Source organism: Lentzea sp. CA-135723 (assembly GCF_050936595.1).
Classification (GTDB): domain Bacteria; phylum Actinomycetota; class Actinomycetes; order Mycobacteriales; family Pseudonocardiaceae; genus Lentzea.
In genome coordinates this window covers 6441158-6461302 of record NZ_JBNJMK010000001.1, presented here as the reverse complement: position 1 = coordinate 6461302, position 20145 = coordinate 6441158, and the positions used below count along the sequence as shown (strand labels likewise).

21 protein-coding genes are annotated in these 20145 nt (G+C 70.6%); 3 read left to right on the top strand and 18 right to left on the bottom strand.

The window, feature by feature from the left end; all coding sequences use genetic code 11:
• Positions 1-51: 51 nt before the first annotated feature.
• Positions 52-1575 (top strand): alkaline phosphatase D family protein, encoded by a 1524-nt coding sequence (locus ACQEU1_RS30165; protein ID WP_433208886.1) that lies wholly within the window; start codon positions 52-54, stop codon positions 1573-1575.
• Here ACQEU1_RS30165 and tsaD read toward each other — a convergent pair.
• Genes tsaD through tsaB form a run of 3 tightly spaced genes read right to left on the bottom strand, consistent with a single transcriptional unit; the run spans position 1572 to position 3755 of the window.
• Positions 1572-2627 carry a tRNA (adenosine(37)-N6)-threonylcarbamoyltransferase complex transferase subunit TsaD gene (gene tsaD / locus ACQEU1_RS30160; RefSeq protein ID WP_433208883.1) on the bottom strand — a complete coding sequence of 352 codons (1056 nt, stop codon included), beginning with the start codon at positions 2625-2627 and terminating at the stop codon, positions 1572-1574. The genes ACQEU1_RS30165 and tsaD overlap by 4 nt on opposite strands.
• The gene (rimI, locus tag ACQEU1_RS30155) at positions 2620-3078 is read right to left on the bottom strand and encodes a ribosomal protein S18-alanine N-acetyltransferase (RefSeq protein ID WP_433208880.1); all 459 of its coding nucleotides are present in this window, start codon (positions 3076-3078) and stop codon (positions 2620-2622) included. Before rimI ends, tsaD begins: the two co-directional genes overlap by 8 nt.
• Positions 3075-3755 (bottom strand): tRNA (adenosine(37)-N6)-threonylcarbamoyltransferase complex dimerization subunit type 1 TsaB, encoded by a 681-nt coding sequence (gene tsaB / locus ACQEU1_RS30150; protein ID WP_433208877.1) that lies wholly within the window; start codon positions 3753-3755, stop codon positions 3075-3077. The genes rimI and tsaB overlap by 4 nt, the downstream gene beginning before the upstream one ends.
• A 204-nt stretch (positions 3756-3959) precedes the next feature.
• Here tsaB and ACQEU1_RS30145 point away from each other — a divergent pair, with 204 nt between their 5' ends.
• Positions 3960-5306: an acyl-CoA synthetase gene (locus ACQEU1_RS30145; protein ID WP_433208874.1), complete on the top strand. Its 1347-nt coding sequence runs from the start codon at positions 3960-3962 to the stop codon at positions 5304-5306.
• Between the two features lie 57 nt (positions 5307-5363).
• Here ACQEU1_RS30145 and ACQEU1_RS30140 read toward each other — a convergent pair whose 3' ends face one another.
• From ACQEU1_RS30140 to glmS, 6 genes are all read right to left on the bottom strand, one after another.
• Entirely contained in the window at positions 5364-5705 is a 342-nt protein-coding gene (locus ACQEU1_RS30140) for a hypothetical protein (RefSeq protein ID WP_394615373.1), read from the bottom strand.
• Between the two features lie 63 nt (positions 5706-5768).
• Complete coding sequence (gene tsaE, locus ACQEU1_RS30135; protein ID WP_433208871.1) at positions 5769-6227, bottom strand: tRNA (adenosine(37)-N6)-threonylcarbamoyltransferase complex ATPase subunit type 1 TsaE; 459 nt, start codon at positions 6225-6227, stop codon at positions 5769-5771.
• Positions 6224-7321, bottom strand: a complete 1098-nt coding sequence (locus ACQEU1_RS30130; protein WP_433208868.1) for an alpha/beta fold hydrolase — start codon at positions 7319-7321, stop codon at positions 6224-6226. The genes tsaE and ACQEU1_RS30130 overlap by 4 nt, the downstream gene beginning before the upstream one ends.
• Positions 7318-8403: an alanine racemase gene (gene alr / locus ACQEU1_RS30125; RefSeq protein WP_433208865.1), complete on the bottom strand. Its 1086-nt coding sequence runs from the start codon at positions 8401-8403 to the stop codon at positions 7318-7320. Before alr ends, ACQEU1_RS30130 begins: the two co-directional genes overlap by 4 nt.
• A 37-nt stretch (positions 8404-8440) precedes the next feature.
• Entirely contained in the window at positions 8441-9826 is a 1386-nt protein-coding gene (locus tag ACQEU1_RS30120; protein WP_433208862.1) for an NAD(P)H-hydrate dehydratase, read from the bottom strand.
• Complete coding sequence (gene glmS / locus ACQEU1_RS30115) at positions 9827-11686, bottom strand: glutamine--fructose-6-phosphate transaminase (isomerizing) (protein WP_433208859.1); 1860 nt, start codon at positions 11684-11686, stop codon at positions 9827-9829.
• Positions 11687-11820: 134 nt separating this feature from the next.
• Between glmS and ACQEU1_RS30110 the strand changes: the two genes are divergently transcribed.
• Positions 11821-12648, top strand: coding sequence for a dienelactone hydrolase family protein (locus ACQEU1_RS30110; RefSeq protein ID WP_433208856.1), 828 nt, complete (start codon positions 11821-11823; stop codon positions 12646-12648).
• 86 nt (positions 12649-12734) lie between these two features.
• Here ACQEU1_RS30110 and ACQEU1_RS30105 read toward each other — a convergent pair whose 3' ends face one another.
• The 9 genes from ACQEU1_RS30105 to ACQEU1_RS30065 form a co-directional block, all read right to left on the bottom strand.
• The gene (locus tag ACQEU1_RS30105; protein ID WP_433208853.1) at positions 12735-13175 is read right to left on the bottom strand and encodes a hypothetical protein; all 441 of its coding nucleotides are present in this window, start codon (positions 13173-13175) and stop codon (positions 12735-12737) included.
• On the bottom strand, positions 13172-15880 hold the full coding sequence (locus tag ACQEU1_RS30100; RefSeq protein WP_433208850.1) for a hypothetical protein: 2709 nt from the start codon (positions 15878-15880) through the stop codon (positions 13172-13174). Before ACQEU1_RS30100 ends, ACQEU1_RS30105 begins: the two co-directional genes overlap by 4 nt.
• A 6-nt stretch (positions 15881-15886) precedes the next feature.
• Complete coding sequence (locus tag ACQEU1_RS30095; RefSeq protein WP_433208847.1) at positions 15887-16180, bottom strand: hypothetical protein; 294 nt, start codon at positions 16178-16180, stop codon at positions 15887-15889.
• A gap of 171 nt (positions 16181-16351) precedes the next feature.
• Positions 16352-16681, bottom strand: coding sequence for a hypothetical protein (locus ACQEU1_RS30090; protein WP_433208844.1), 330 nt, complete (start codon positions 16679-16681; stop codon positions 16352-16354).
• Complete coding sequence (locus ACQEU1_RS30085) at positions 16678-16935, bottom strand: hypothetical protein (RefSeq protein WP_433208841.1); 258 nt, start codon at positions 16933-16935, stop codon at positions 16678-16680. Before ACQEU1_RS30085 ends, ACQEU1_RS30090 begins: the two co-directional genes overlap by 4 nt.
• 20 nt (positions 16936-16955) lie before the next feature.
• The gene (glmM, locus tag ACQEU1_RS30080; RefSeq protein WP_433208838.1) at positions 16956-18290 is read right to left on the bottom strand and encodes a phosphoglucosamine mutase; all 1335 of its coding nucleotides are present in this window, start codon (positions 18288-18290) and stop codon (positions 16956-16958) included.
• A 201-nt stretch (positions 18291-18491) separates the two neighbouring features.
• Complete coding sequence (gene rpsI / locus ACQEU1_RS30075) at positions 18492-19061, bottom strand: 30S ribosomal protein S9 (protein WP_394615360.1); 570 nt, start codon at positions 19059-19061, stop codon at positions 18492-18494.
• Positions 19062-19087: 26 nt separating this feature from the next.
• Positions 19088-19531: a 50S ribosomal protein L13 gene (rplM, locus tag ACQEU1_RS30070; protein WP_189160352.1), complete on the bottom strand. Its 444-nt coding sequence runs from the start codon at positions 19529-19531 to the stop codon at positions 19088-19090.
• Positions 19532-19793: 262 nt separating this feature from the next.
• A complete protein-coding gene (locus ACQEU1_RS30065) occupies positions 19794-20072 on the bottom strand; it encodes a WXG100 family type VII secretion target (protein ID WP_433208833.1) in 279 nt (92 codons plus the stop codon).
• Positions 20073-20145 lie beyond the last annotated feature (73 nt).

Here is a 20145-nt window from a genome sequence, read left to right as displayed (position 1 = left end):
TGTAGACCTGCGTTCACCTCACAGCCACCGCGGTGCGTGAGGGTCGAGGCCATGACACGAGTGACGCGACGCGCTCTCCTCATCGGGGGACTTGCGCTCACCACCGTCGGCGCGGGGTCGGATCGCCTGACCGACCCGTTCACCCTGGGCGTCGCATCCGGCGACCCGACCTTCGACGGCGTGGTCCTGTGGACCCGCCTGGCACCCACCCCTCTCGCGGAGGACGGCATGGGCGGCATGCCGTCCAGGACGATCGAGGTGAAGTGGGAGATCGCACGGGACGAGAGGTTCCGTCTGGTCGTGCGGCGCGGTTCCGCGTACGCACGGCCCGAGTACGGCCACAGCGTGCACGTGGACGTGCGCGGACTTCTGCCTGGTCACGAGTACTTCTACCGGTTCAAGGCCGACGGCCATGTGTCGCGTGTGGGCCGCACGCGCACAGCGCTGCCGCCCTGGGCGTTGGGCAGCGGGCTCACGATGGCGTTCGCCTCCTGCTCGCAGTTCGAGCACGGCTACTTCACCGCGTACCGGCGGATGGCCGAGGACCAGCCGGACCTGGTGCTGCACCTCGGCGACTACCAGTACGAGTACACGAAGGGCGCGTACGTGGCGCCCGGCGGCAACCCGCGCGACCACGAGGGCCCGGAGACCGAGACGCTCGCCAACTACCGGCAGCGGCACGCGCAGTACAAGACCGACCTCGATCTCCAGGAAGCGCACGCCGTAGCGCCCTGGGCCGTGGTCTGGGACGACCACGAGGTCGACAACAACTGGGCCGACGAGGTCTACGAGAAGCCGGACGTCCCGCAGCCGAACTTCCTGGCGCGGCGGGCGGCGGCGTTCCAGGCCTACTACGAGAACATGCCGATCCGGTCCAAGCCGTCCGGCATCGACCTCCAGCTGTACCGGCGGCTGCAGTGGGGCGGGCTCGCGAACTTCCACATGCTCGACACCCGCCAGTACCGCGACGACCAGGCGTGCGGCGATGGTCTGAAGACGTGTCCTGAACGGCTGGAGCCGACGCGCACGATCACTGGTGCGGCACAAGAGAAGTGGCTGCTCGACGGTCTGAAGAGGTCGCACGCCCGTTGGGACGTGTTGGGGCAGCAGGTGTTCTTCTCGCAGCTCGACTTCACGCCCGGTGCCGGCGAGTCCAACAACATGGACGCGTGGGACGGCTATGCCGCCAACCGCGACCGTGTGGCCGCAGGGTTCTCGAAGACGCGCAACACCGTCGTGCTCACCGGTGACGTGCACGCGGCGTGGGCGGCCGAGGTGAAGGAACGCTGGAACGACCCGGCCTCGCGCACGGTCGCGACGGAGTTGGTGTCGACGTCGATCACGTCCGGCGGTGACGGCTCGGAGGTCCGTGCGGAGACTCCGGCTCTGCTCGCCGAGAACCCGCACGTGAAGTACTACAACAACAGGCGCGGGTACGTGCGTACGCGCTTCACGGCCCGTGAGGTGCGCGCGGACTTCCGGGGCATCGACTACGTGTCGAAGCCAGGAGCTCCCGTCACGACGAAGGCGAGCTTCATCATCGAGGACAGGAACCCCGGGCTGCAGAGCGTCTAGAAGATCTGGACCGTGTTGACCGGCAGGCCCGGGTTGGTCGACAGGTCCATCGAGGACGGCTTGGCGCCCGCCGCGACGAGGTGGGCGCCGAGCGCCGCGATCATCGCGCCGTTGTCGGTGCACAGCCGTGGGCGTGGCACGCGCAGTTCGATGCCCGCCTCGGCACAGCGTTCGGCGGCGAGCCCGCTCAGCCGCGAGTTCGCCGCGACGCCGCCGGAGATCACCAGCGTGCCGACGTCCAGGTCCTTCGCGGCGCGGATCGCCTTGGCGGTCAGCACGTCCGCGACGGCCTCCTGGAACGACGCGGCGACGTCGGCCAGCGGGATCTCCTCGCCTGCCCGCTCGGCGCGTTCGACCCAGCGGGCCACCGAGGTCTTGAGGCCGGAGAACGAGAAGTCGTACTTCGCGTCGCGCGGGCCGGTGAGGCCGCGCGGGAACGCGATCGCGCACCCGTTGCCCTGCTTGGCGAGCTTGTCGATGGGCGGGCCGCCGGGGTACGGCAGGTCGAGCAGCCGCGCGACCTTGTCGTAGGCCTCGCCGGCCGCGTCGTCCACGGTGGAGCCGATCTCGGTGATCGAGTTGGCGAGACCGCCCTCGATCAGCAGCAGCTGCGAGTGGCCGCCGGAGACCAGCAGCGCGAGGCAGCGGTCCGGCAACGCGCCGTGCTGCAACGTGTCCGCGGCGACGTGGCCCGCGAGGTGGTTCACGCCGTAGAGCGGCTTGCCGAGCGCGGCCGCGTACGCCTTGGCGGCGGACACGCCGACCAGCAGCGCGCCGGCGAGACCGGGGCCGGCGGTGACGGCGATGGAGTGGATCTGCGAGAGCTCGACCTTCGCGGTGTCGAGCGCGCGGCGCATGGTCGGGACCAGCGCTTCGAGGTGGGCGCGCGAGGCGACCTCCGGCACGACGCCGCCGAAGCGGGCGTGCTCCTCGACGCTCGAGGCGACCTCGTCGGCGAGCAGTTCGAGCGAGCCGTCCGGGCCGAGGCGGACGATGCCGAAGCCCGTCTCGTCGCACGAGCTCTCGATGCCCAGGATCAAGCGGTCAGACATTTCGGGCAGGCCTTCCCATCGTGTACGCGTCGGCACCCGACGGCTGGTAGTAGCGGCGGCGCAGGCCGAGGTGCTCGAAGCCGTGCGCCAGGTACATCGCGATCGCGGGCTCGTTGTCGGTCCTCACCTCGAGGAACACCGGCACGCCGATCTCGTCGACCCGCGCGAGCAGGTCCTGCAGGAGCTTCTTGCCGACGCCCTTGCCCTGCCAGTACGTCACGACCGCGATGGTGTGCACGCTGGCCTCGTAGGGGCTGGACGCCAGCCCGGCGTACCCGATCAGCTCACCGTCGGCGTGCGCGCCCACGTAGTAGTTGCCGTTGTCGAGCTCGCTGTGGAACGCGTTCTCGCTCCACGGGTCGTCGCCGGGGAACAACGCCAGCTCGATCTCGTGGCACCTGGGCACGTCGGCGTGCCGCAAGGGCGCGAGCGTGACGGTGCCGGTGGTCATGCCCTGGTCACCCGCTTGCGCCCGGTGGGCTCGACGGCGTCGGGCCGGCGCAGGTAGAGCGGGGTGAGGGCGGCGGGCCGCGCCTTCGCGAGCACCTCGGCGGCCGCGGCGGCGACCAGGCCCTCAGGGCTCGGGTGCTTGGCGTCGAGGACTTCGAGGTTCAGCACCTCGGCGTAGATCTCGGCACCCTCGCCCGTCGCCTGGTGCACGCCCAGCTGCGGCAGCTTCTCGGCGAGGTCCTGCGGGCGTTCGACGTGCGGCCCGTCCGTGCGGCGACCGGCGGCGTCGTAGGCGGCCCAGTAGACCTCCTTGCGCCGCGCGTCCGTCGCGACCAGCAGCGGGTGGCCGGTGGCGGCGTCCTTGGCGATCGCGTCGGTGGTGGCGACCGGGTAGACCGGGCGGTTGAGCGCCTGGCCGAGCGCGGCGGCGGTGGCGAGACCGACCCGCAGGCCGGTGAACGGACCGGGGCCCGCGCCGACGACGATGGCGTCGAGGTCGGCGTAGGTCCTGCCGGCCTCCGCGAGGGCGTCGCTGATGTGCGGGGTGAGCAGCTCGCCGTGCGCCTTGGCGTTGAGCGTCACCCGCTTCGCGAGCAGGCGCGGCGGGGAGTCTGGCGCGAGTTCGACCACACCGGCGGTGACTGCGGGGGTGGCCGTGTCGACGGCGAGCACTAGCACGATTGTCCAGAGTAGTACGAGGTCGTGTCGGTCATCCGGTCGCCTCTTGCTGTCAACCGCCGGAGGCGATTCGGCGGCAAGCGGCGGCCGGATGACCGACACCCCGACGACCTCGTCGCCATCTGCGCAGCAGGGGCAATCAAACACAGTGTCTGAACCCACACTTCCGATGCGTCCTCTAGGGCGCCGTTGGACGCTGTGGGGATGTTCGCTGAACCGAGTGACCGCGAAGCCCTGCGCTTCGGCGAGAGGTCTCTGACGTACGCCGAGCTCCACCAGGCCGCGGGCACCTTGGCGGAACGGTTGCGCGGCCACACGCGGGTCGCCGTCTGGGCGACCTCGACGCTGGAGACGTGCGTGTCGGTCGTCGCCGGGCTGCTGGCGGGCGTGGCGATCGTGCCGCTCAACCCCAAGCTCGGCGAGCGCGAACTCGACCACATCCTCGGCGACAGCCAGCCCGACCTGGTGCTTCGCGACGAGCCGCTGGAACTCGGCGTGCCCGGGACGTTCGACGAGCACGGCACGGAGACCCCGGCCCTGGTCATCTACACCTCGGGCACGACCGGTCCGCCCAAGGGCGTGGTGCTGCCCCGCCGGGCGCTGACCTCGAACATCGACGCGCTCTCGAAGGCGTGGCAGTGGACCGCCGACGACGTGCTGGTGCACGGCCTGCCGTTGTTCCACGTGCACGGCCTGGGCATCGGCGTCCTGGGACCGCTGCGGCTCGGCGGCTCGGTGCGGCACGTGAAGTTCTCGCCAGAGGCCATCGGCCACGAGCTCGCGACCGGCGCCACGATGATGTTCGGCGTTCCGACGATGTACCACCGCATCGCCGAGGCCGTGGAGAACGACGCGGCGCTCGCCGAGCAGTTCGGCAAGGCACGGCTGCTGGTGTCCGGAAGTGCGGCTCTTCCGGCCGGCGACCACGCGCGCATCGCGAAGGCCACCGGGCAGGGCATCGTCGAGCGGTACGGCATGAGCGAGACGCTGATGAACGTCAGCGTCCGGTTCGACGGCGACCGCAGGCCCGGCGCGGTCGGGCTGCCGGTGGACGGCGTCGAGGTCCGGGTGGTGGACGAGCAGGGCCACGACGCGGGGGACGCCATCGGCGAGATCGAGGTGCGCGGGCCGAACCTGTTCCTGGAGTACCTCAACCGTCCCGACGCGACCGAGGCGGCGTTCCGGGACGGGTGGTTCAGGACCGGCGACATGGCGGTGCGCGACCCCGACGGGTACATCCGCATCGTGGGGCGGCGGGCCACGGACCTGATCAAGAGCGGCGGCTACAAGATCGGCGCGGGCGAGATCGAGAACGTGCTGCTCGAGCATCCGTCGGTGGCCGAGGTGGCGGTGACGGGCGAGCCGGACGACGACCTGGGCGAGCGGATCGTGGCCTGGGTGGTTCCAGCGGGCGAAGCGCCGGAACCATCGGCACTGAGCGACCACGTCGCGAAACTGCTCTCGCCGCACAAGAGGCCGCGAGTCGTGCGTTACCTGAAGGCCTTGCCGCGCAACGAGATGGGCAAGGTCCTCAAGAAGGAGCTGTCCTAAGAGGACTGCCAGCGGACGGCCGACGGGCTCGAACGGCCGTCCGCTGACGTCCGTCGATCAGCCAGCCGAGTTGCCGTTGCAGGCGACGTAGGACGGCGAGTGGTCGACCGTGAAGATCTCGAGCGGGCCGTTCCACTGCCACGGCGCGACGCAGGCGTTGTTCAGCACGCTGATGCCGTGACCACCGGCGGCGTGGTTGTCGTTGCACGCGGCGTAGCCGGGCGCGTGACCCTCGTGCAGCAGCGAGAACGGGCCGTTCCACTGCCACGGCGCGGCGCAGAGGTTGTCGGCAACGCTGATGCCGCCGGAGCGGTCGTGCTCGCCGGCGGAAGCGGGAGCAGCGGCCGCGAGCAGCGCGCCACCGATGACTGCGGTTGCGAAGAGCGTCTTCTTGATCATGCGACTCTCATCGGCCCGTCACGCTCTGTCCTTAATGGACGTCACCCCATGCGGCAGAGATCGTCACACAGGAAGGTCACGACCGGCCCACTCGCCGTGCGGGATGAGCTGAGCTGTGCGAACGTCGTCGGTTCCGCGTTCGAGGCGGATCAGCAGATGATCATCGTTCAGCCGTTCCGCGACGCCCTCGCCCCACTCGACGGCGACCACGGCGTCGACGAGATCGGTGTCCAGGTCGAGGTCGTCCAGCTCGTCCAGGTGACCCCCGAGCCGGTACGCGTCGACGTGCACGAGCCGCACGCCGCGGCCCTCGGCCGGTTCGTGCACGCGCGCGACGACGAACGTCGGCGACGACACCCTGCCCTGCACGCCCATGCCGCGCGCGAGGCCGCGCACGAACGCCGTCTTGCCGGCGCCCAACGGCCCGGCGAGCAGCAGGAGGTCACCCGCGCGCACGAGTTCACCCAGCTTGCGGCCGAACTCCTCGGTGTCCTCCACCAACGGCAGTTCGACGGTCTTCACGCTCGGCGCCACCACTTCTTCCGACTCTCTCCGCGATCGGTCGCGCAGCGTTCGACGAGCGCGACCAGGTGGTCGTTGACGAGATCAGCCTGCTCCATCATCACCATGTGCCCGGCACCGGGGGCCCGGACGAGGGTGGCGTGCGGCATCTCCTCGGCCATCCGCTCGGCGTGCGAGAACGGCGTGAGCTTGTCCGCGTCGCCGCTCAGGATCAGCACCTCGCAGTGCCGCAGACCCGCCAGCGCCTTGTAGCGGTCGTGCGTGCCGAGGGTCTCCAGGAACTCGGTGAGCACCTTCACCGTCGTCCCGTTGATCATCTGCTCCATCAGGTCCACAAGGGACGGAGCCACCTTGCGGTCGCCGAACGCCCCCATGCGGATGCCGCTCCAGGTAAGGCTTTTGGCGCTCTTGCGCACCCACTCGACCAGCCCGGGCTGCACGCCCGCGAGCCGTCCGACGCCCAGCGTCACCGGGTTGTACCGCGACAGCACGGACTTCGGCAGCCCCGCGCCACCCACGGCTCCGGCAGCGGTGCCGATCAACGCGACGCCCCGCACCCGTTCCTCGAACAGCTCCGGCTGCTTCTCGGCCAGCGCCATGATCGTCATGCCGCCCATGGAGTGCCCGACGAGCACCAGCGGCCCCTCCGGCACCACGCTGCGGATCACCGAGTCGAGGTCCAGCGCGAGCTGTTCGATCGTGCTGTTCTCCGGCGACGACCGCCCGGACCGCCCGTGACTGCGCTGGTCGTACAGCACCTGGTGCACGCGCGGGTCGATCAGCTCGGCCAGGTCGCGCCGCTGGAAGTGCCAGCACCGCCGGTCCAGCGCGAACCCGTGCACCAGCACGACCGTGATGTCCGGCTCGCCGCCGTCACCGGGGTCGGCCTCCTCGACGGAGATCGGCACCCCGTCCTCGGCTGCCACCGTCGACTCGCGATCGGGCCTGAGCTGCCCCAGCGGCTCGTCGGCGAGGCTGTCCGTCGCGGTCTTGCGCTCGTGCGAGACCTTCGCGGTCTGCGCCACGGCGGCACCCGCCACGACAGCGCCGACGGCACCGCCGACCCACCCGACGACCTTCCACACCGGCTTCACGTGTAGATCCTCCGCACCCGCGGCCGGTACATCCCGCAGACGATCTCGTAGTCGATCGTCCCGGTCAGCTCCGCCCACTCCGTCGCCGTCGGTTCCCCCCGGCTCCCGTCGCCGAACAACACGACCTCGGCACCCTCCGGCACCTCGTCGTCCTCGCAGTTCACCACGATCTGGTCCATGCAGACACGCCCGACCACCGGCCGGCGCCTCCCCGCGAGCAGCACTTCCATCCGTCCGGAGAGCGCGCGCGGGACACCGTCCGCATACCCGGCCGGCACCAGCGCCAGCGTCGTGTCCTTCGCCGCGGTCCATGTCATCCCGTAGGAGACCGACTCGCCGGCGGGGATACGTTTCGTGAGCGCCACGTGCGACCGGTAGCTCATGACGGGCCGCAGGTCGTGGTCCGTCGGCACGGGGTTCAGCCCGTACATCGCGATGCCGGGCCGCACCAGGTCGAAGTGCAGGTCGGGCCTGGTCAGCAACGCCGCCGAGTTGGCGATGTGCCGCAACGGGTCGAGCCCGGCCGCTCTCGCCACCTCGTACGCCTCGTCGAACCGCTTGGCCTGCAGGTCGATCGACGGGTCGCCGATCTCGTCGGCCGAGGCCAGGTGCGACCAGATGGCCACGACCTCGTGCCTGCGGGCCTGCTCGACCAACTCGGGCCAGTCCTGCGGCTGGCACCCGTTGCGACTGAGGCCGGTGTCGATCTTCAGGTGCAGCCGCGGCCGGGCGTCGGCCTCCTCCGCGGCCGCCTCGACCCGGCGCAGGTCGGACAGCGAGGCCACGGACATGTCGACGTCGGCAGCCAGTCCGGCCGCCAGGTCCTCGTCGGGCGCGTCCAGCCAGGCCAGGATCGGCGCCTGGATGCCCGCTCGCCGCAACGCGAGGGCTTCCTCCGTGCTGCACGAACCGAGCCAGGTGGCACCGGCTTCCAGTGCCGCGCGGGCGACCTGAACAGCGCCGTGCCCGTAGCCGTCCGCCTTGACGACGGCCATCGTGTCGGAGGACGGCGCTAGACCGGCGAGCAGGGCGACGTTGTGCCGCAGCGCGCCGAGGTCGACGACAACTTCTGAACGGGCCATAACCTGTTCATCGTGCCATGACAGCCGCGAGCAGGGACTATGGCGCAACTCGCAGTGACCGGATCGCGTCCGGGATCGCCGCCATCAGCCCCGACGCGGGTACCGGTGCACCGGCGGCCCCCAGTTCCGCCGCCAGCACGTGCAGGTAGGCCGCGTACCCCGCCGCCAGGAACGGGTCCAGCCCGCTCGCCAGCAGCGCGCCGATGATCCCCGACAGCACGTCCCCCGACCCGGCCGTCGCGGGCCAGGACGAGGTCGCCGAGTTCACCAGGGCCCGTCCGTCCGGCGCCGCCACCACGGTCCGGTGTCCCTTCAGCAGCACGAAGGCGTTGAACCGCCGTGCCGCCTTCCGCGCCGCCGCGACGCGATCCGCGCCGACCGGACCGGCCAGCCGTTCGAACTCGCGGTCGTGCGGGGTCAGCACCAGCGGAGCGTCGGGATCACGGGCGTCCCACAGGGACGGGTTCGACGCCAGCAAGGTGATGGCGTCCGCGTCGGCGATCGTCGGCACCCCGGCGTCCAGCACGAACCGGAGCACCTCGGCCGACGACGGCCCGGTGCCCATCCCGGGCCCGACCACCCAGGCCTGGACGCGGCCGGCGTCGGTGATCGAGCCGGTGCAGATCGTCTCCGGCCAGCGGGCGCGGATGGCGTCAGCGGCAGGCCCGGCGTAGCGGACCATGCCCGAGGTCGCGAGGACGGCCGCGCCGGTGGAAAGCACTGCTGCGCCGGGATAAGTCGAGCTTCCGGCGGCCACACCCGTGACGCCCTGCGTGTACTTGTCGTCAGCAGGCCCAGGCACGGGCCAGCGGACGTCCGCACGATCCAGCAGCACGAAGTCCGGATCGGACGGCCGCAGGCCGATGTCCACCAGGTGCACCTCGCCGCAGTCGGCCAGCGCGTGCACGGGCTTGAGACAGCCGAACGTCACGGTGGTGTGCGCACGCACGAACGGCCCCGAGGTCTCGCCGGTGTCCGGGTCGATCCCCGATGGCAGGTCGACGGCCAGGATCGGGGCCTGCACCGAAGCCACCAGCTCCGCCGCGGCCGGACGCAACGGGCCACGCGCGGACAGACCGACGATGCCGTCGATCACCAGGTCCGGCGAGCCCACCTCGGTGACGATCCGCCCACCGACCCGGCGGAACGCGGCCAGGCCTTCGGCATGGGTCTTCTCGGGCGACAACAACACGGCCGACACGGAAACCCCGCGGCGGCGCAGGAAGTAGCCGGCCCAGAGGGCGTCGCCGCCGTTGTTGCCCGCACCCACGAGCAACGTCACGCGGCGACGTCCAGCAAGCAGTCGAAGGGCGTGGGTGGCCACACCGAACGCGGCCTTGCGCATCAGAGAGCCCGGCGGGACGACCGCCATGAGCTCGTCTTCAGCGGACTTGACGCGTTCGGTGTGCCAGACGCCTCTCACTCACTCGACGGTAACGGACTTCGCGAGGTTGCGAGGCTTGTCCACGTCGTAGCCGCGGGCCGAGGCGATCTCGGCCGCGAGCACCTGCAGCGGGATGGTCGAGATGAGCGGCTGCAGCAGGGTCGGCACGGCCGGGATCTCGATCAGGTGGTCGGCGAACGGGCGGACCGTCTCGTCGCCCTCCTCGGCGATCACGATCGTGCGGGCGCCGCGGGCCTGGATCTCGCTGATGTTCGACACCAGCTTCGAGTGCAGGGTGGCGCGGCCCTTCGGCGACGGCATGACCACGACGACCGGTAGGCCCTCCTCGATCAACGCGATCGGGCCGTGCTTCAGCTCGCCCGCCGCGAAGCCTTCGGCGTGCATGTAGGCGAGCTCCTTGAGCTTCAGCGCGCCTTCGAGGGCCACCGGGTAGCCGACGTGGCGGCCGAGGAACAGGACGGCCTTCGAGTCGGCGAGTTCGCGGCCGAGTGCCTTGACCTGGTCGATGGTGCCGAGCACGCGGCGCACGGCCTCGGGCATGGCCTCCAGCTCGTGGAACTCGCGGGCTACCTCGTCCGGGTACTTGGTGCCGCGCGCCTGCGCGAGGGCCAGGCCGACGAGGTAGTTCGCGGCGATCTGGGCGAGGAACGCCTTCGTCGACGCGACACCGATCTCCGGGCCGGCGTGCGTGTAGAGCACGGCGTCGGACTCGCGCGGGATCTGCGCGCCGTTGGTGTTGCAGACGGCCAGGACGCGGGCCTTCTGCGCACGGGCGTGGCGGACGGCCTCCAGCGTGTCCGCGGTCTCGCCGGACTGCGACACGGCGACGACGAGCGTGTCGCGGTCGAGCACCGGGTCGCGGTAGCGGAACTCGGAGGCGAGCTCGACCTCGACGGGCAGGCGCGTCCAGTGCTCGATCGCGTACTTCGCGACGAGACCCGAGTGGTAGGCGGAGCCGCAGGCGATGACGAAGACCTTGTCGACGTCGCGCAGGTCCTGGTCGGACAGCCGCTGCTCGTCGAGGACGATCCGGCCGTTCGCGAAGTGGCCGCGCAGCGTGTTCGCGAGCGCTTCCGGCTGCTCCTCGATCTCCTTGAGCATGAAGTACTCGTGGCCGCCCTTCTCGGCGGCGCTGAGGTCCCAGTTGACCGTGAACGGCTTGGCCTCGGCGGGCTCGCCGTCGAAGTCGGTGACCTCGTAGCCGGAGCGGGTCAGCACGACCATCTGGTCCTGGCCCAGCTCGACGGCTTCCTTGGTGTGCGCGATGAACGCGGCCACGTCGCTCGCGACGAAGTACTCGTTGTCGCCGACGCCGACGACCAGCGGCGAGTTGCGGCGCGCGGCGACGACCGTGTCGGGCTCGTCGGCGTGCGTGAAGACGAGCGTGAACGCGCCCTCCAGGCGGTTCACGACCTTGCGCACGCTGGCGGGCAGGTCGCCCTTCGTGTCGCCCTCGGCGTAGGCGAACGACACGAGGTGCGCGACCGTTTCGCTGTCGGTGTCGGACGCCATCTCGACGCCGAGGCCCTCGAGCTCGGCGCGCAACGCGAGGAAGTTCTCGATGATGCCGTTGTGCACCACGGCGACACGGTTGGTCGTGTCGCGGTGCGGGTGCGAGTTCTTGTCGATCGGCGCGCCGTGCGTCGCCCACCGGGTGTGACCCATGCCGACGGTGCCCGCGAACCTCTCGCGACCCACCTCGTCGAGCAGCGTCTCCAGGTTCTGCAGCCGTCCGGCCTTGCGTTCGACGGCGAGGTCGTCGCCTGTCACGACCGCGACGCCCGCCGAGTCGTAGCCCCGGTACTCGAGGCGCCTCAGCCCGTCCAGCACGACGTCGAGCGCCGACTGGTGACCCACGTATCCCACGATTCCGCACACGGAAAACAGACTAGCTAGACCACGCCGCTAACCCTAATGAGTGAGCGACCCGCGTTTGCCCTGGTCAGAGACACATATGGTGTAGACCAATCTCGGATGTGGTGCGCGCGACAGGATCGACTACGGTTCACCACATGGCTCGCCGCGTGATCACGCTGACCGCGAAACAGGCTCTTGAGCAGCTCAGCAGGCCCGGACCGCACCCCGTGCTGCGCGGCGACCTCGCCCTGGTGGGCCTGCCGGGCGTGATCTTCACCCCGCGCGCCGGCCTGGGTCTGCCCGCCGTCGCGCTCGGACACGGCTGGATGCAGCCCGTACGCCGCTACCACGGCCTTTTGCGGCACCTGGCGTCGTGGGGAGTGGTCGCCGCGGCCCCCGCCGTGGAGCGCGGCCCGCTGCTGTCCGCGCGGGTCCTCGCGGCCAACCTGCTGACCACTTTGGACGTCTGCACCGGCGTGCGCCTCGGCACCGGGGAGATCAGCGTCGACCCGGCCAAGCTCGCCCTGGCGGGCCACTCGATGGGTGGCGGCGCGGCGGTGCTCGCGGCGTCCGAAGCGGAGCGCGTCCGTGCCGTTGTGACTTTGGCCGCAACGGAGACGCACCCCTCGGCCCTCGACGCGGCACGGTCGGTGCGCGCGCCCGGCCTGCACCTCGCGGCGGGCGAGGACCGCATCGCACCGCCCGTCGGCCACGCCGAGGCGATCGCGTCCGCGTGGGGCGGGCCGGTGCAGCTGCGGTTGCTGCCCAAGGCGTCGCACCTCGGGTTCACGGAGGGGCGGCACTGGAGCGAGCTCATGCTCGACGGACACGGGGAGCGGGGCGCGCAGAAGCTCGGGCGGGCGTACGTGACGGCGTTCCTGCTGCGCGTGCTGACCGGCGACCGGACGTACGACGAGCTGCTGGACAGCGACGTGAAGAACGCCGAGCTGGTGTTCCAGCGGGAGGCCCTGCCCGCCCGCTAGACCGCTCGACGGAGACGAACGCCCCCGGAGCCTGATGGCTTCGGGGGCGTTTCTCGTTCAGGAGCCGAGTTGGCTCGTGTGCGAGTTCAGGACAGCCAGGTCTGGCCGCTCAGGTCGTCATCGTCGTCCACCGGCGCCGGGCGGCGTGGGCGGGCCGGCGGCGGTGGCGGCAGCGGAGGTGCGACCGGCGGCGCCACGGGCTGCGGTGGCGGCGGTGCGGACGCCTGCGGTGCGTAGCCGCCGTCGTCGTCCTCCGGGCCGAACGCCATCTCGCCCGCGCCCCGGTCGGGACGTTCCCACTGGGGCTTGCGCGGCTGCTGCCGTTCGCCCTGCTTGCCGAGGTTCTCCGCGCTCTCGCGGGCCGCGGCCAGGTCCCGCCTGTGCTTGTCCTCGCGCGCCTCGATGTCGGCGGCGACCTTGTCCTGGCTCGCCCTGAGGTCCGCCGTGACGCCGGCCGTGGCGCGGCGGGTCCTCGCGAGGTTGTCGTCCAGCATCGCCTGGACCTGCGGGCTGACTTCCCCGATCATCGCCACGGGTTGGCCGCCTCTCCTCGCTCGTCACCCAGCGCGGTCTGCATGGCGCTCAACGGGTTGTTGTTGTCCTCGTCGAACAACGTGCCCGTGGTGCGCCACTGGCTGGCACCGCGCTCGGAGTCGCCGCCCTGCTGGCCGCCCGCTCCGGCGCCGGCCATGCCGCCACCCATCATCCCGCCGCCGCCCATCATCCCGCCGGACGCGGCACCGCTCGGGCCCTGGCCCTGGGCGTCCTGCATGGTCGGCAGGCTGGCCGAGCCGGGCTGACCCGCCTCGGACGGGTTCGTGCTGAACGAACCGCCGCTGCTGTCGCCGGAGTTCGGGCTGGTCCACGCGCTGTCCGGGGCCGAACCGAGCACGGACTCGCCACTGCCACCCGCGCCGCCGGTGAACGAGACACCGGACGTCGAGGTGCTGTCCGAGGCCTGCGCGAACTGCGGGCTCGGCGCGTCCGCCGCGATCCTGGGCTCGCCGACGCTCGGCATGATGCCGTTGTCCTCGATGAAGCTCCTGGCCATGGAGTCCTGGAAGCGCTCCGCCACGTTCGGCGCGGTGGGAGCGGTCTCCCCCGGCGCGCTCCAGACCTGCTCGGCCGCGGGGGCGGGCATGGTCTGGAATCCGGCCTCCGCGGGCATCGGCTGGAAGCCGGCCTCGGCCGGCAGCGTCCTGACGTCGTCGGGGAAGTCGCCCTCCGGCGTGCGCAGGCCGTCCTCCAGCCTGCCGCCCTCGGCACCGCCACCGCCGGCACCCTGGTTCTGCGCGGCCGGGTTCTCGTCCTCGCCGAACGACACCCCGATCTCGTCGGGCGTGCCGTCACCGTTGTCGGCGCTGATGTTGATCTCGCCGGTGTCCGCGTTCACCTCGGCGGTGAAGTTGACGCCGTCCTGCTCGATGTGGATCTTGCCGTCCTCGCCGACCTCGACGGGGATCGGGTTCGACTCCGACCCGAGCGGGCCCGCCGCCGGAGCCGCGCCGCCGCCGGGTGCGGGCGTGCTGCCCGCCGCCGGGGTCTGCGCGCCCGCCGTCGGCGACGTGGCGGTGAGCTGGTTGGCCATGTTGGTGATGGCCTGCGTGCCGTTCTGCCCCATCAGGGCCTTCGCGGCCTCGGGGTTCTTGCTGAAGTCGAGGTCGTAGGTCTTCGGCTCGCCCTTCGGCGTGTCGATCGTCATCTTCACGTGCCCGTTCGAGTCGGGCTCCGTGACCTTGATCGTGTTGTCGCCGGCCTTGACCGTGACGGTCTCCAGCTCCTCCTCGGGCTTCGGCTGGTCGGGCTTGCCGTCGCCGTCTAGGTCGTCCGGCTTGCCGTCACCGTCGGTGTCACCGGGGACGTCGGGCTTGCCGTCGCCGTCCTTGTCGAGCGGGTTCTCCGGCTTCGGCATCTCCGGTGCGCCACCACCGCCACCGGACGGGCCACCACCGCCGGACGGACCGCCGCCGCCACCGGGAGGAGTGCCACCGCCACCGCCGTTGTCGACGGGCTTGCGGTCCTTGCCGGCGTCGGTGAACGAGGGCGGGTCGCCGACCTGCTGGAACGGGTCGCCACCGAACGCCGTGGTGAGGCCCTCGAACATGGCCTTGTAGTCGCCGTCGACACCGGTCTGCACGGCCTGGCAGTAGCCGTCGAACGCCTTCTTCTTGCCGTCGAACTCCTCGCAGAGCGCCTTCAGCTTCTGCTTGGCGTCGTTGATGATGTTGTCGCGGGTGCCGGAGATCCAGCTGCCCCAGCCGAGGCCCGCGAGCATGCCGAGCGGACCGCCGCAGAGCGCGCCGAGCACCGCGCCGGAGATCGGGCCGGGAACGCCGGTGAGCCAGTCGAGGATGCCGCCGTCGTTCTCGTAGATGTCGCCGTTGGCGTGGCGGATCGCGGTCTCGGCCTCCTCGACCGACAGCCCGCCGCACTTCTCCGAGTACTGGTCGTGGATCTGCTGCGCGAAGTCCTTGACGTGCTTCTGCATGTTGGTGACGCCACCGGTGATCGCACCGGGTCCGCCGCCCGCCTTCTGCACGAACGTCTTGGAGGTCGTCGCGAACTTGTCGTGGTAGCCGCGCGCAGCCTCCGCGGCGGGGCCCTCCCACGAGCCGACGCCGTTCCAGGCGGCACCCAGCGCGTTGTCGTGCGCCTCCGCCTTCTTCACGTTCTCGGTCATCTTGTGCGCGTCCTCGCGGAACTTCGCGAAGTCGATGTCGCGCACCTCGTCGTACATGCGGTAGATGTCGCCCTGGAGGTTCGGGGCGGCACCCTGGTGCCCGCAGGCCGGCGCGGCCTTCTGGTAGACGGGGATGAACTTCTCGAAGAACCGCAGGCCCGGCGCACCGGCGTCGAGCAGCGTGTTGCTGTTCGGGACGTCACCCTGCTCGTTCAGGACCTTCTGGGTGGAGCCGAGCTCGCGCTCCTCCTTGGCCTTGTCGACGAGCTTGTCCGCGTCGGAGCCCTCCATCGTGAAGGCGCCGTGCTGGGCTTCCTTGCGGATGTTGTTGGCCTCGCTGATGCCCAGCGTCAACGGCGCGAGGAGCGTGCCGACCACGTGGTCACCGACGCTCGGGTCGTCCGGGACGTCGACGCCGTTCGCCTTGCCGTAGCGCTCGACCTCTTCCTGGGGAGCGCCGGCGCCGGCGAGGGCGCGGACGAGTTCCTTCTTGGTCTCCGGCGTGACGTTCGGGTCGTCGAGGAGCTTCCTGATCTCGTTCTGGTCCGCCACGACTCGTTACCCCTTGAACTGGCTCGAGGTCTGCGCCTCGTTCGACTCGTACGTCTTCGCGACGTCCTTCAGGCGAGTGGCGATGCCCGTCGCCTCCTTGCCGAACTTCTCCAGGCTCACACCGAACTGGTCGAAGAAGGTCTTGTAGGTGGCGGCGACGCCCTGGAACTTGCGGCCGACCTGCCCGGCGCCCACACCCGGTGTCACCGAGGGCTTCATCTGGATCAGACCTGATCCCTCTGCCTCGTAGGCCCCCGCGACCTTCGTCAGATCGCCGGACTGCACGCCGAACCCAGACATCTCCCGCCTCCCCTTCGTCCCCGATCTGACGCAATTCGGCCTCATCGGGTTCCGCCATACAGTGCCAGGTCGGGTCACGCGGTGACCGGAGCTCCACGATGTCGGTTGCCTTAGTAAACAGCCATTCGGCGGCTGTCGCCGATGATCACCACTGATCGGGTGGCGGGCAGGTCACCGGGGGTGGGGCGGGCGGCCACCGGGAGGCGGGTAGGACTGGCCGGGGTGAGGCTGCGGGTGGCCGGCTGGCGGGGGCGCGCTCTGCGGCTGCCATCCCTGCGGCGCGTGACCCTGCGGCGGACCGGCCTGTGGAGCGTGGGCCGGCGGCGCGTGACCCTGCAGGCCGTGCAGGGGAGGCTGAACGTCGGCAGGCTGCTTGCCGTACCCGGTCGGAGGCAGGTGCTTCCGGTTCTGCTTCTTGGCGACGACCACGATCACCACGACGATGGCCGCCACGACGAGCATGAACAGGAAGACCATCAGCTGCACGGGCCCGATGTTCATCGCGGGGCACCACCGTTCCAGGTGGACGGCTGACCGGGCGGAGGAGGCGGCTGCTGCCCGTACCCCTGCGGGTACGGCTGCTGCTGGGGGTGCTGCTGGTGCGGAAACCCCTGCGGGTACTGCTGCGGATACCCCTGGGGTGGGTACGGGGGCTGGGCCGCGGGCTTGCGCTTCGACGCGAGCACGACGGCGATGACGACCGCTGTCGCACCTCCCAGCAGGGCCAGGATCACGAGCAACATCAACACGGTCATCTTCCAGCCCCCGTCAGTCCTCAGTGCACCGAGGAAACCACACCCGCCAGTCGTTGCGCGGCCGACTCCGCCTGTTCGTGACTGGTCGCCTCGACCATCACCCGCACGAGCTGCTCGGTGCCGGACGGGCGCAGCAGCACGCGGCCGGTGTCGCCGAGCTCCTGCTCGACGGCGGCGACGGCCTCGCTGACCGACGTGGCCTTCGCCACGGCCGCCTTGTCGGAGACCTTCACGTTGATCAGGACCTGCGGCAGGCGGCGCATCACGGAGGCGAGGTCGGCGAGCGACTTGCCGGTCTCGGCCATGCGGGCCATCAGGCGCAACGCGGTGAGCAGGCCGTCGCCGGTGGTGGCGTGGGCCGGGAGCACGACGTGGCCGGACTGCTCGCCCCCGAGCGAGTAGCCGCCGGCCTTGAGGTCCTGCAGCACGTAGCGGTCGCCGACGGCGGTGGTGCGCAGGTTGATCTTGGACTCGCGCATCGCGATGTGCAGGCCCAGGTTGCTCATGACCGTGGCGACGAGCGTGTCCTCGAAGAGCTCGCCGGCGTCGCGCATGGCGAGCGCCAGGACGGCGAGGATCTGGTCGCCGTCGACCGGGTTGCCGTCGGCGTCCACGGCGAGGCAGCGGTCGGCGTCGCCGTCGTGCGCGATGCCGAGGTCGGCACCGTGCTCGCGGACGGCGGCGGCCACGACGTCGATGTGGGTGGAACCACAGCCGTCGTTGATGTTCAGGCCGTCCGGGTTCGCGTTGATCGCGATCACCTCGGCCCCGGCGCGGCGGTACGCGTCCGGTGCGGCCACCGACGCGGCACCGTTCGCGCAGTCCACCACGACCTTGAGGCCGTCGAGGCGGTGCGGCGTGACCTTGAGCAGGTGCTCGACGTACTGGGTCTCGGCGTCGGCGATGTCGCGCACGCGGCCGATCGCGGCACCGGTCGGGCGGTCGAAGCCCTGGCCCATGTGCTGCTCGATCTCGTCCTCGACCTCGTCGGGCAGCTTGTGGCCGCCGGCGGCGAAGAGCTTGATCCCGTTGTCCGGCATCGCGTTGTGCGACGCGGAGATCATCACGCCGATGTCGGCGCCGAGAGCGGCGACCAGGTGCGCGACGGCGGGCGTGGGCAGGGCGCCGACGCGCAGCACGTCCGCGCCGGCCGAGGTGAGGCCCGCGGTGACGGCGGCGTCGAGCATCTCGCTGCTCGCCCTGGGGTCGCGGCCGACGACGGCGATGGGACGGTGGGAGCGGTCGTGCTCGGCGAGAACCCGTGCCGCGGCTGCGGCGATGGACATCGCGAGCTCAGGGGTGAGATCGGCGTTGGCGAGACCGCGTACTCCGTCTGTGCCGAACAGGCGGGCCATAGAACCTCCGATGTGGACACTGCAAGGCGGCGGGGACACACCCGGAAAAACCCGGAAAACGCCGCGGGAGCAGCAGTTCGAGTGAACTGCTGCTCCCACGGGTACAGCTGGATGACGCTCGGGGTGCGGGGTGTCCCCGCAGTCACCGCGGAAGAGCCGTGGTCTGACGAACGCAGACACAGCTCGCCCCGCGATGGAGCATCAGCGCTTGGAGTACTGAGGCGCCTTGCGGGCCTTCTTCAGACCGTACTTCTTGCGCTCCTTGACCCGCGGGTCACGGGTGAGGAAGCCGGCCTTCTTGAGGACCGGGCGGTCCTCGGAGTCGACGGCGATCAGCGCACGCGCGATGGCGAGACGGAGCGCACCGGCCTGGCCGGTGATGCCGCCGCCACGCAGGTTCGCGATGACGTCGAACGTCTCGGGCTTCTCCGTGGTGACGAGCGGCTCACGGATGAGCTGCTGGTGCACCTTGTTCGGGAAGTACGCCTCAAGGGTCTTGCCGTTGAGGGTGAACTTGCCGGTGCCGGGCACGAGGCGGACGCGGACGACGGCCTCCTTGCGGCGGCCGACGGTCTGCGCGAGGTGCGCGGCACCGTTCAGCGCGGGAGCGACGGCCACCGGCGCGGAGGTCTCCTCGACCTCGGCGTCAGCCTCTGCGACCTCGGCCTCAGCGGCCTCGGCCTCAGGAGCCTCGACGACCTCGGCCTCGACAACCTCAGCCTCGACCTCGGGGGTCTCGACCTCAGGGGTCTCGTTCTCAGGGGTGGTCACAGGAACTTCCTCGGTGTACTCGTCGCTCACTGGGCGATCTTCTTGATCTCGAAGGCCTGGGGCTGCTGCGCCTCGTGCGGGTGGCTCGGGCCTGCGTAGACCTTGAGCTTGTTCGCGATCTGACGGCCAAGGCGGTTCTTGGGCAGCATGCCCTTGATCGCCTTCTCCACCAGGCGGTCCGGACGGGTGTCCAGGACCTCGCCGAAGGACTGCTTGCGCAGACCGCCCGGGAAACCCGAGTGGCGGTACTGGAACGCCTGGTCGCGCTTCGCGCCGGTCAGAGCAACCTTGTCAGCGTTGATGATGACCACGAAGTCACCGGTGTCAACGTGAGGCGCATAAGTCGGCTTGTGCTTGCCGCGCAGCAGCGTCGCGGCCTGGGTGGCGAGCCGGCCGAGCACCACGTCCTGGGCGTCGATCACGTGCCAGGTGCGGGTCACCTCACCGGGCTTCGGGCTGTACGTGCGCACGGATCTACCTCGTCGTCACTTGCGTCTGGGGTCACTGCGGCGGTTGCCCCAGACCGATCTTGGACTTGCCAAGCAATGGTTCCGAGACAGGCGCGGCACACACGGGCGCCAGCTACCGCACAACAACGTCAGAAGATACCGGATGGGTGGTGCGGAGACCAAAACGGGTCCTCTGAAGCACCCTCACCGAGGACATACGCGAGCCCCGGACCACGTGGTTCCGGGGCTCGCGAAGGGGTCTAGCGGTTGAGGCAGAGCACGCTTACCAGCGGCTGGCGTTCTGCTTCTCAGCGGCCTCGTAGGCCTCGCCGGCCTGGCCGACGGCGGTACCGATGGCGGCGAGCACCTTCTGCAGGTCGGCAGCGGCCTCGTCCCACTTGCGCTGCGCGGCCTCGTACTGCTCGCGGGCCTCACCCTGGTAGCCGGCGAGGGTCTTGGTGACCTCGGCGCGCAGGTCGGACAGCTGGCTGTCGATCTGCGTGGCCGAGCTGTTGATCGTGCTGGACGCCGTCTGGATCTCGGCGAAGGTGACCTGAAGCATTTCATCTCCCCTAGAAGTCTTGGTTGTTCAAAGAAGTCGAGCAAGTACCGCGAGGGCCTGGAAGGGCCCGGTC

What these genes read in the sequence shown, in the direction of transcription:
- ACQEU1_RS30165 (WP_433208886.1), top strand. Translation starts at nt 52, where the DNA reads ATGACACGAGTGACGCGACGCGCTCTCCTCATCGGGGGACTTGCGCTC.
- tsaD (WP_433208883.1), bottom strand. Translation starts at nt 2,627, where the DNA reads ATGTCTGACCGCTTGATCCTGGGCATCGAGAGCTCGTGCGACGAGACG.
- rimI (WP_433208880.1), bottom strand. Translation starts at nt 3,078, where the DNA reads ATGACCACCGGCACCGTCACGCTCGCGCCCTTGCGGCACGCCGACGTG.
- ACQEU1_RS30145 (WP_433208874.1), top strand. Translation starts at nt 3,960, where the DNA reads ATGTTCGCTGAACCGAGTGACCGCGAAGCCCTGCGCTTCGGCGAGAGG.
- ACQEU1_RS30140 (WP_394615373.1), bottom strand. Translation starts at nt 5,705, where the DNA reads ATGATCAAGAAGACGCTCTTCGCAACCGCAGTCATCGGTGGCGCGCTG.
- alr (WP_433208865.1), bottom strand. Translation starts at nt 8,403, where the DNA reads ATGGCCCGTTCAGAAGTTGTCGTCGACCTCGGCGCGCTGCGGCACAAC.
- ACQEU1_RS30110 (WP_433208856.1), top strand. Translation starts at nt 11,821, where the DNA reads ATGGCTCGCCGCGTGATCACGCTGACCGCGAAACAGGCTCTTGAGCAG.
- ACQEU1_RS30105 (WP_433208853.1), bottom strand. Translation starts at nt 13,175, where the DNA reads ATGATCGGGGAAGTCAGCCCGCAGGTCCAGGCGATGCTGGACGACAAC.
- ACQEU1_RS30095 (WP_433208847.1), bottom strand. Translation starts at nt 16,180, where the DNA reads ATGTCTGGGTTCGGCGTGCAGTCCGGCGATCTGACGAAGGTCGCGGGG.
- ACQEU1_RS30090 (WP_433208844.1), bottom strand. Translation starts at nt 16,681, where the DNA reads ATGAACATCGGGCCCGTGCAGCTGATGGTCTTCCTGTTCATGCTCGTC.
- ACQEU1_RS30085 (WP_433208841.1), bottom strand. Translation starts at nt 16,935, where the DNA reads ATGACCGTGTTGATGTTGCTCGTGATCCTGGCCCTGCTGGGAGGTGCG.
- glmM (WP_433208838.1), bottom strand. Translation starts at nt 18,290, where the DNA reads ATGGCCCGCCTGTTCGGCACAGACGGAGTACGCGGTCTCGCCAACGCC.
- ACQEU1_RS30065 (WP_433208833.1), bottom strand. Translation starts at nt 20,072, where the DNA reads ATGCTTCAGGTCACCTTCGCCGAGATCCAGACGGCGTCCAGCACGATC.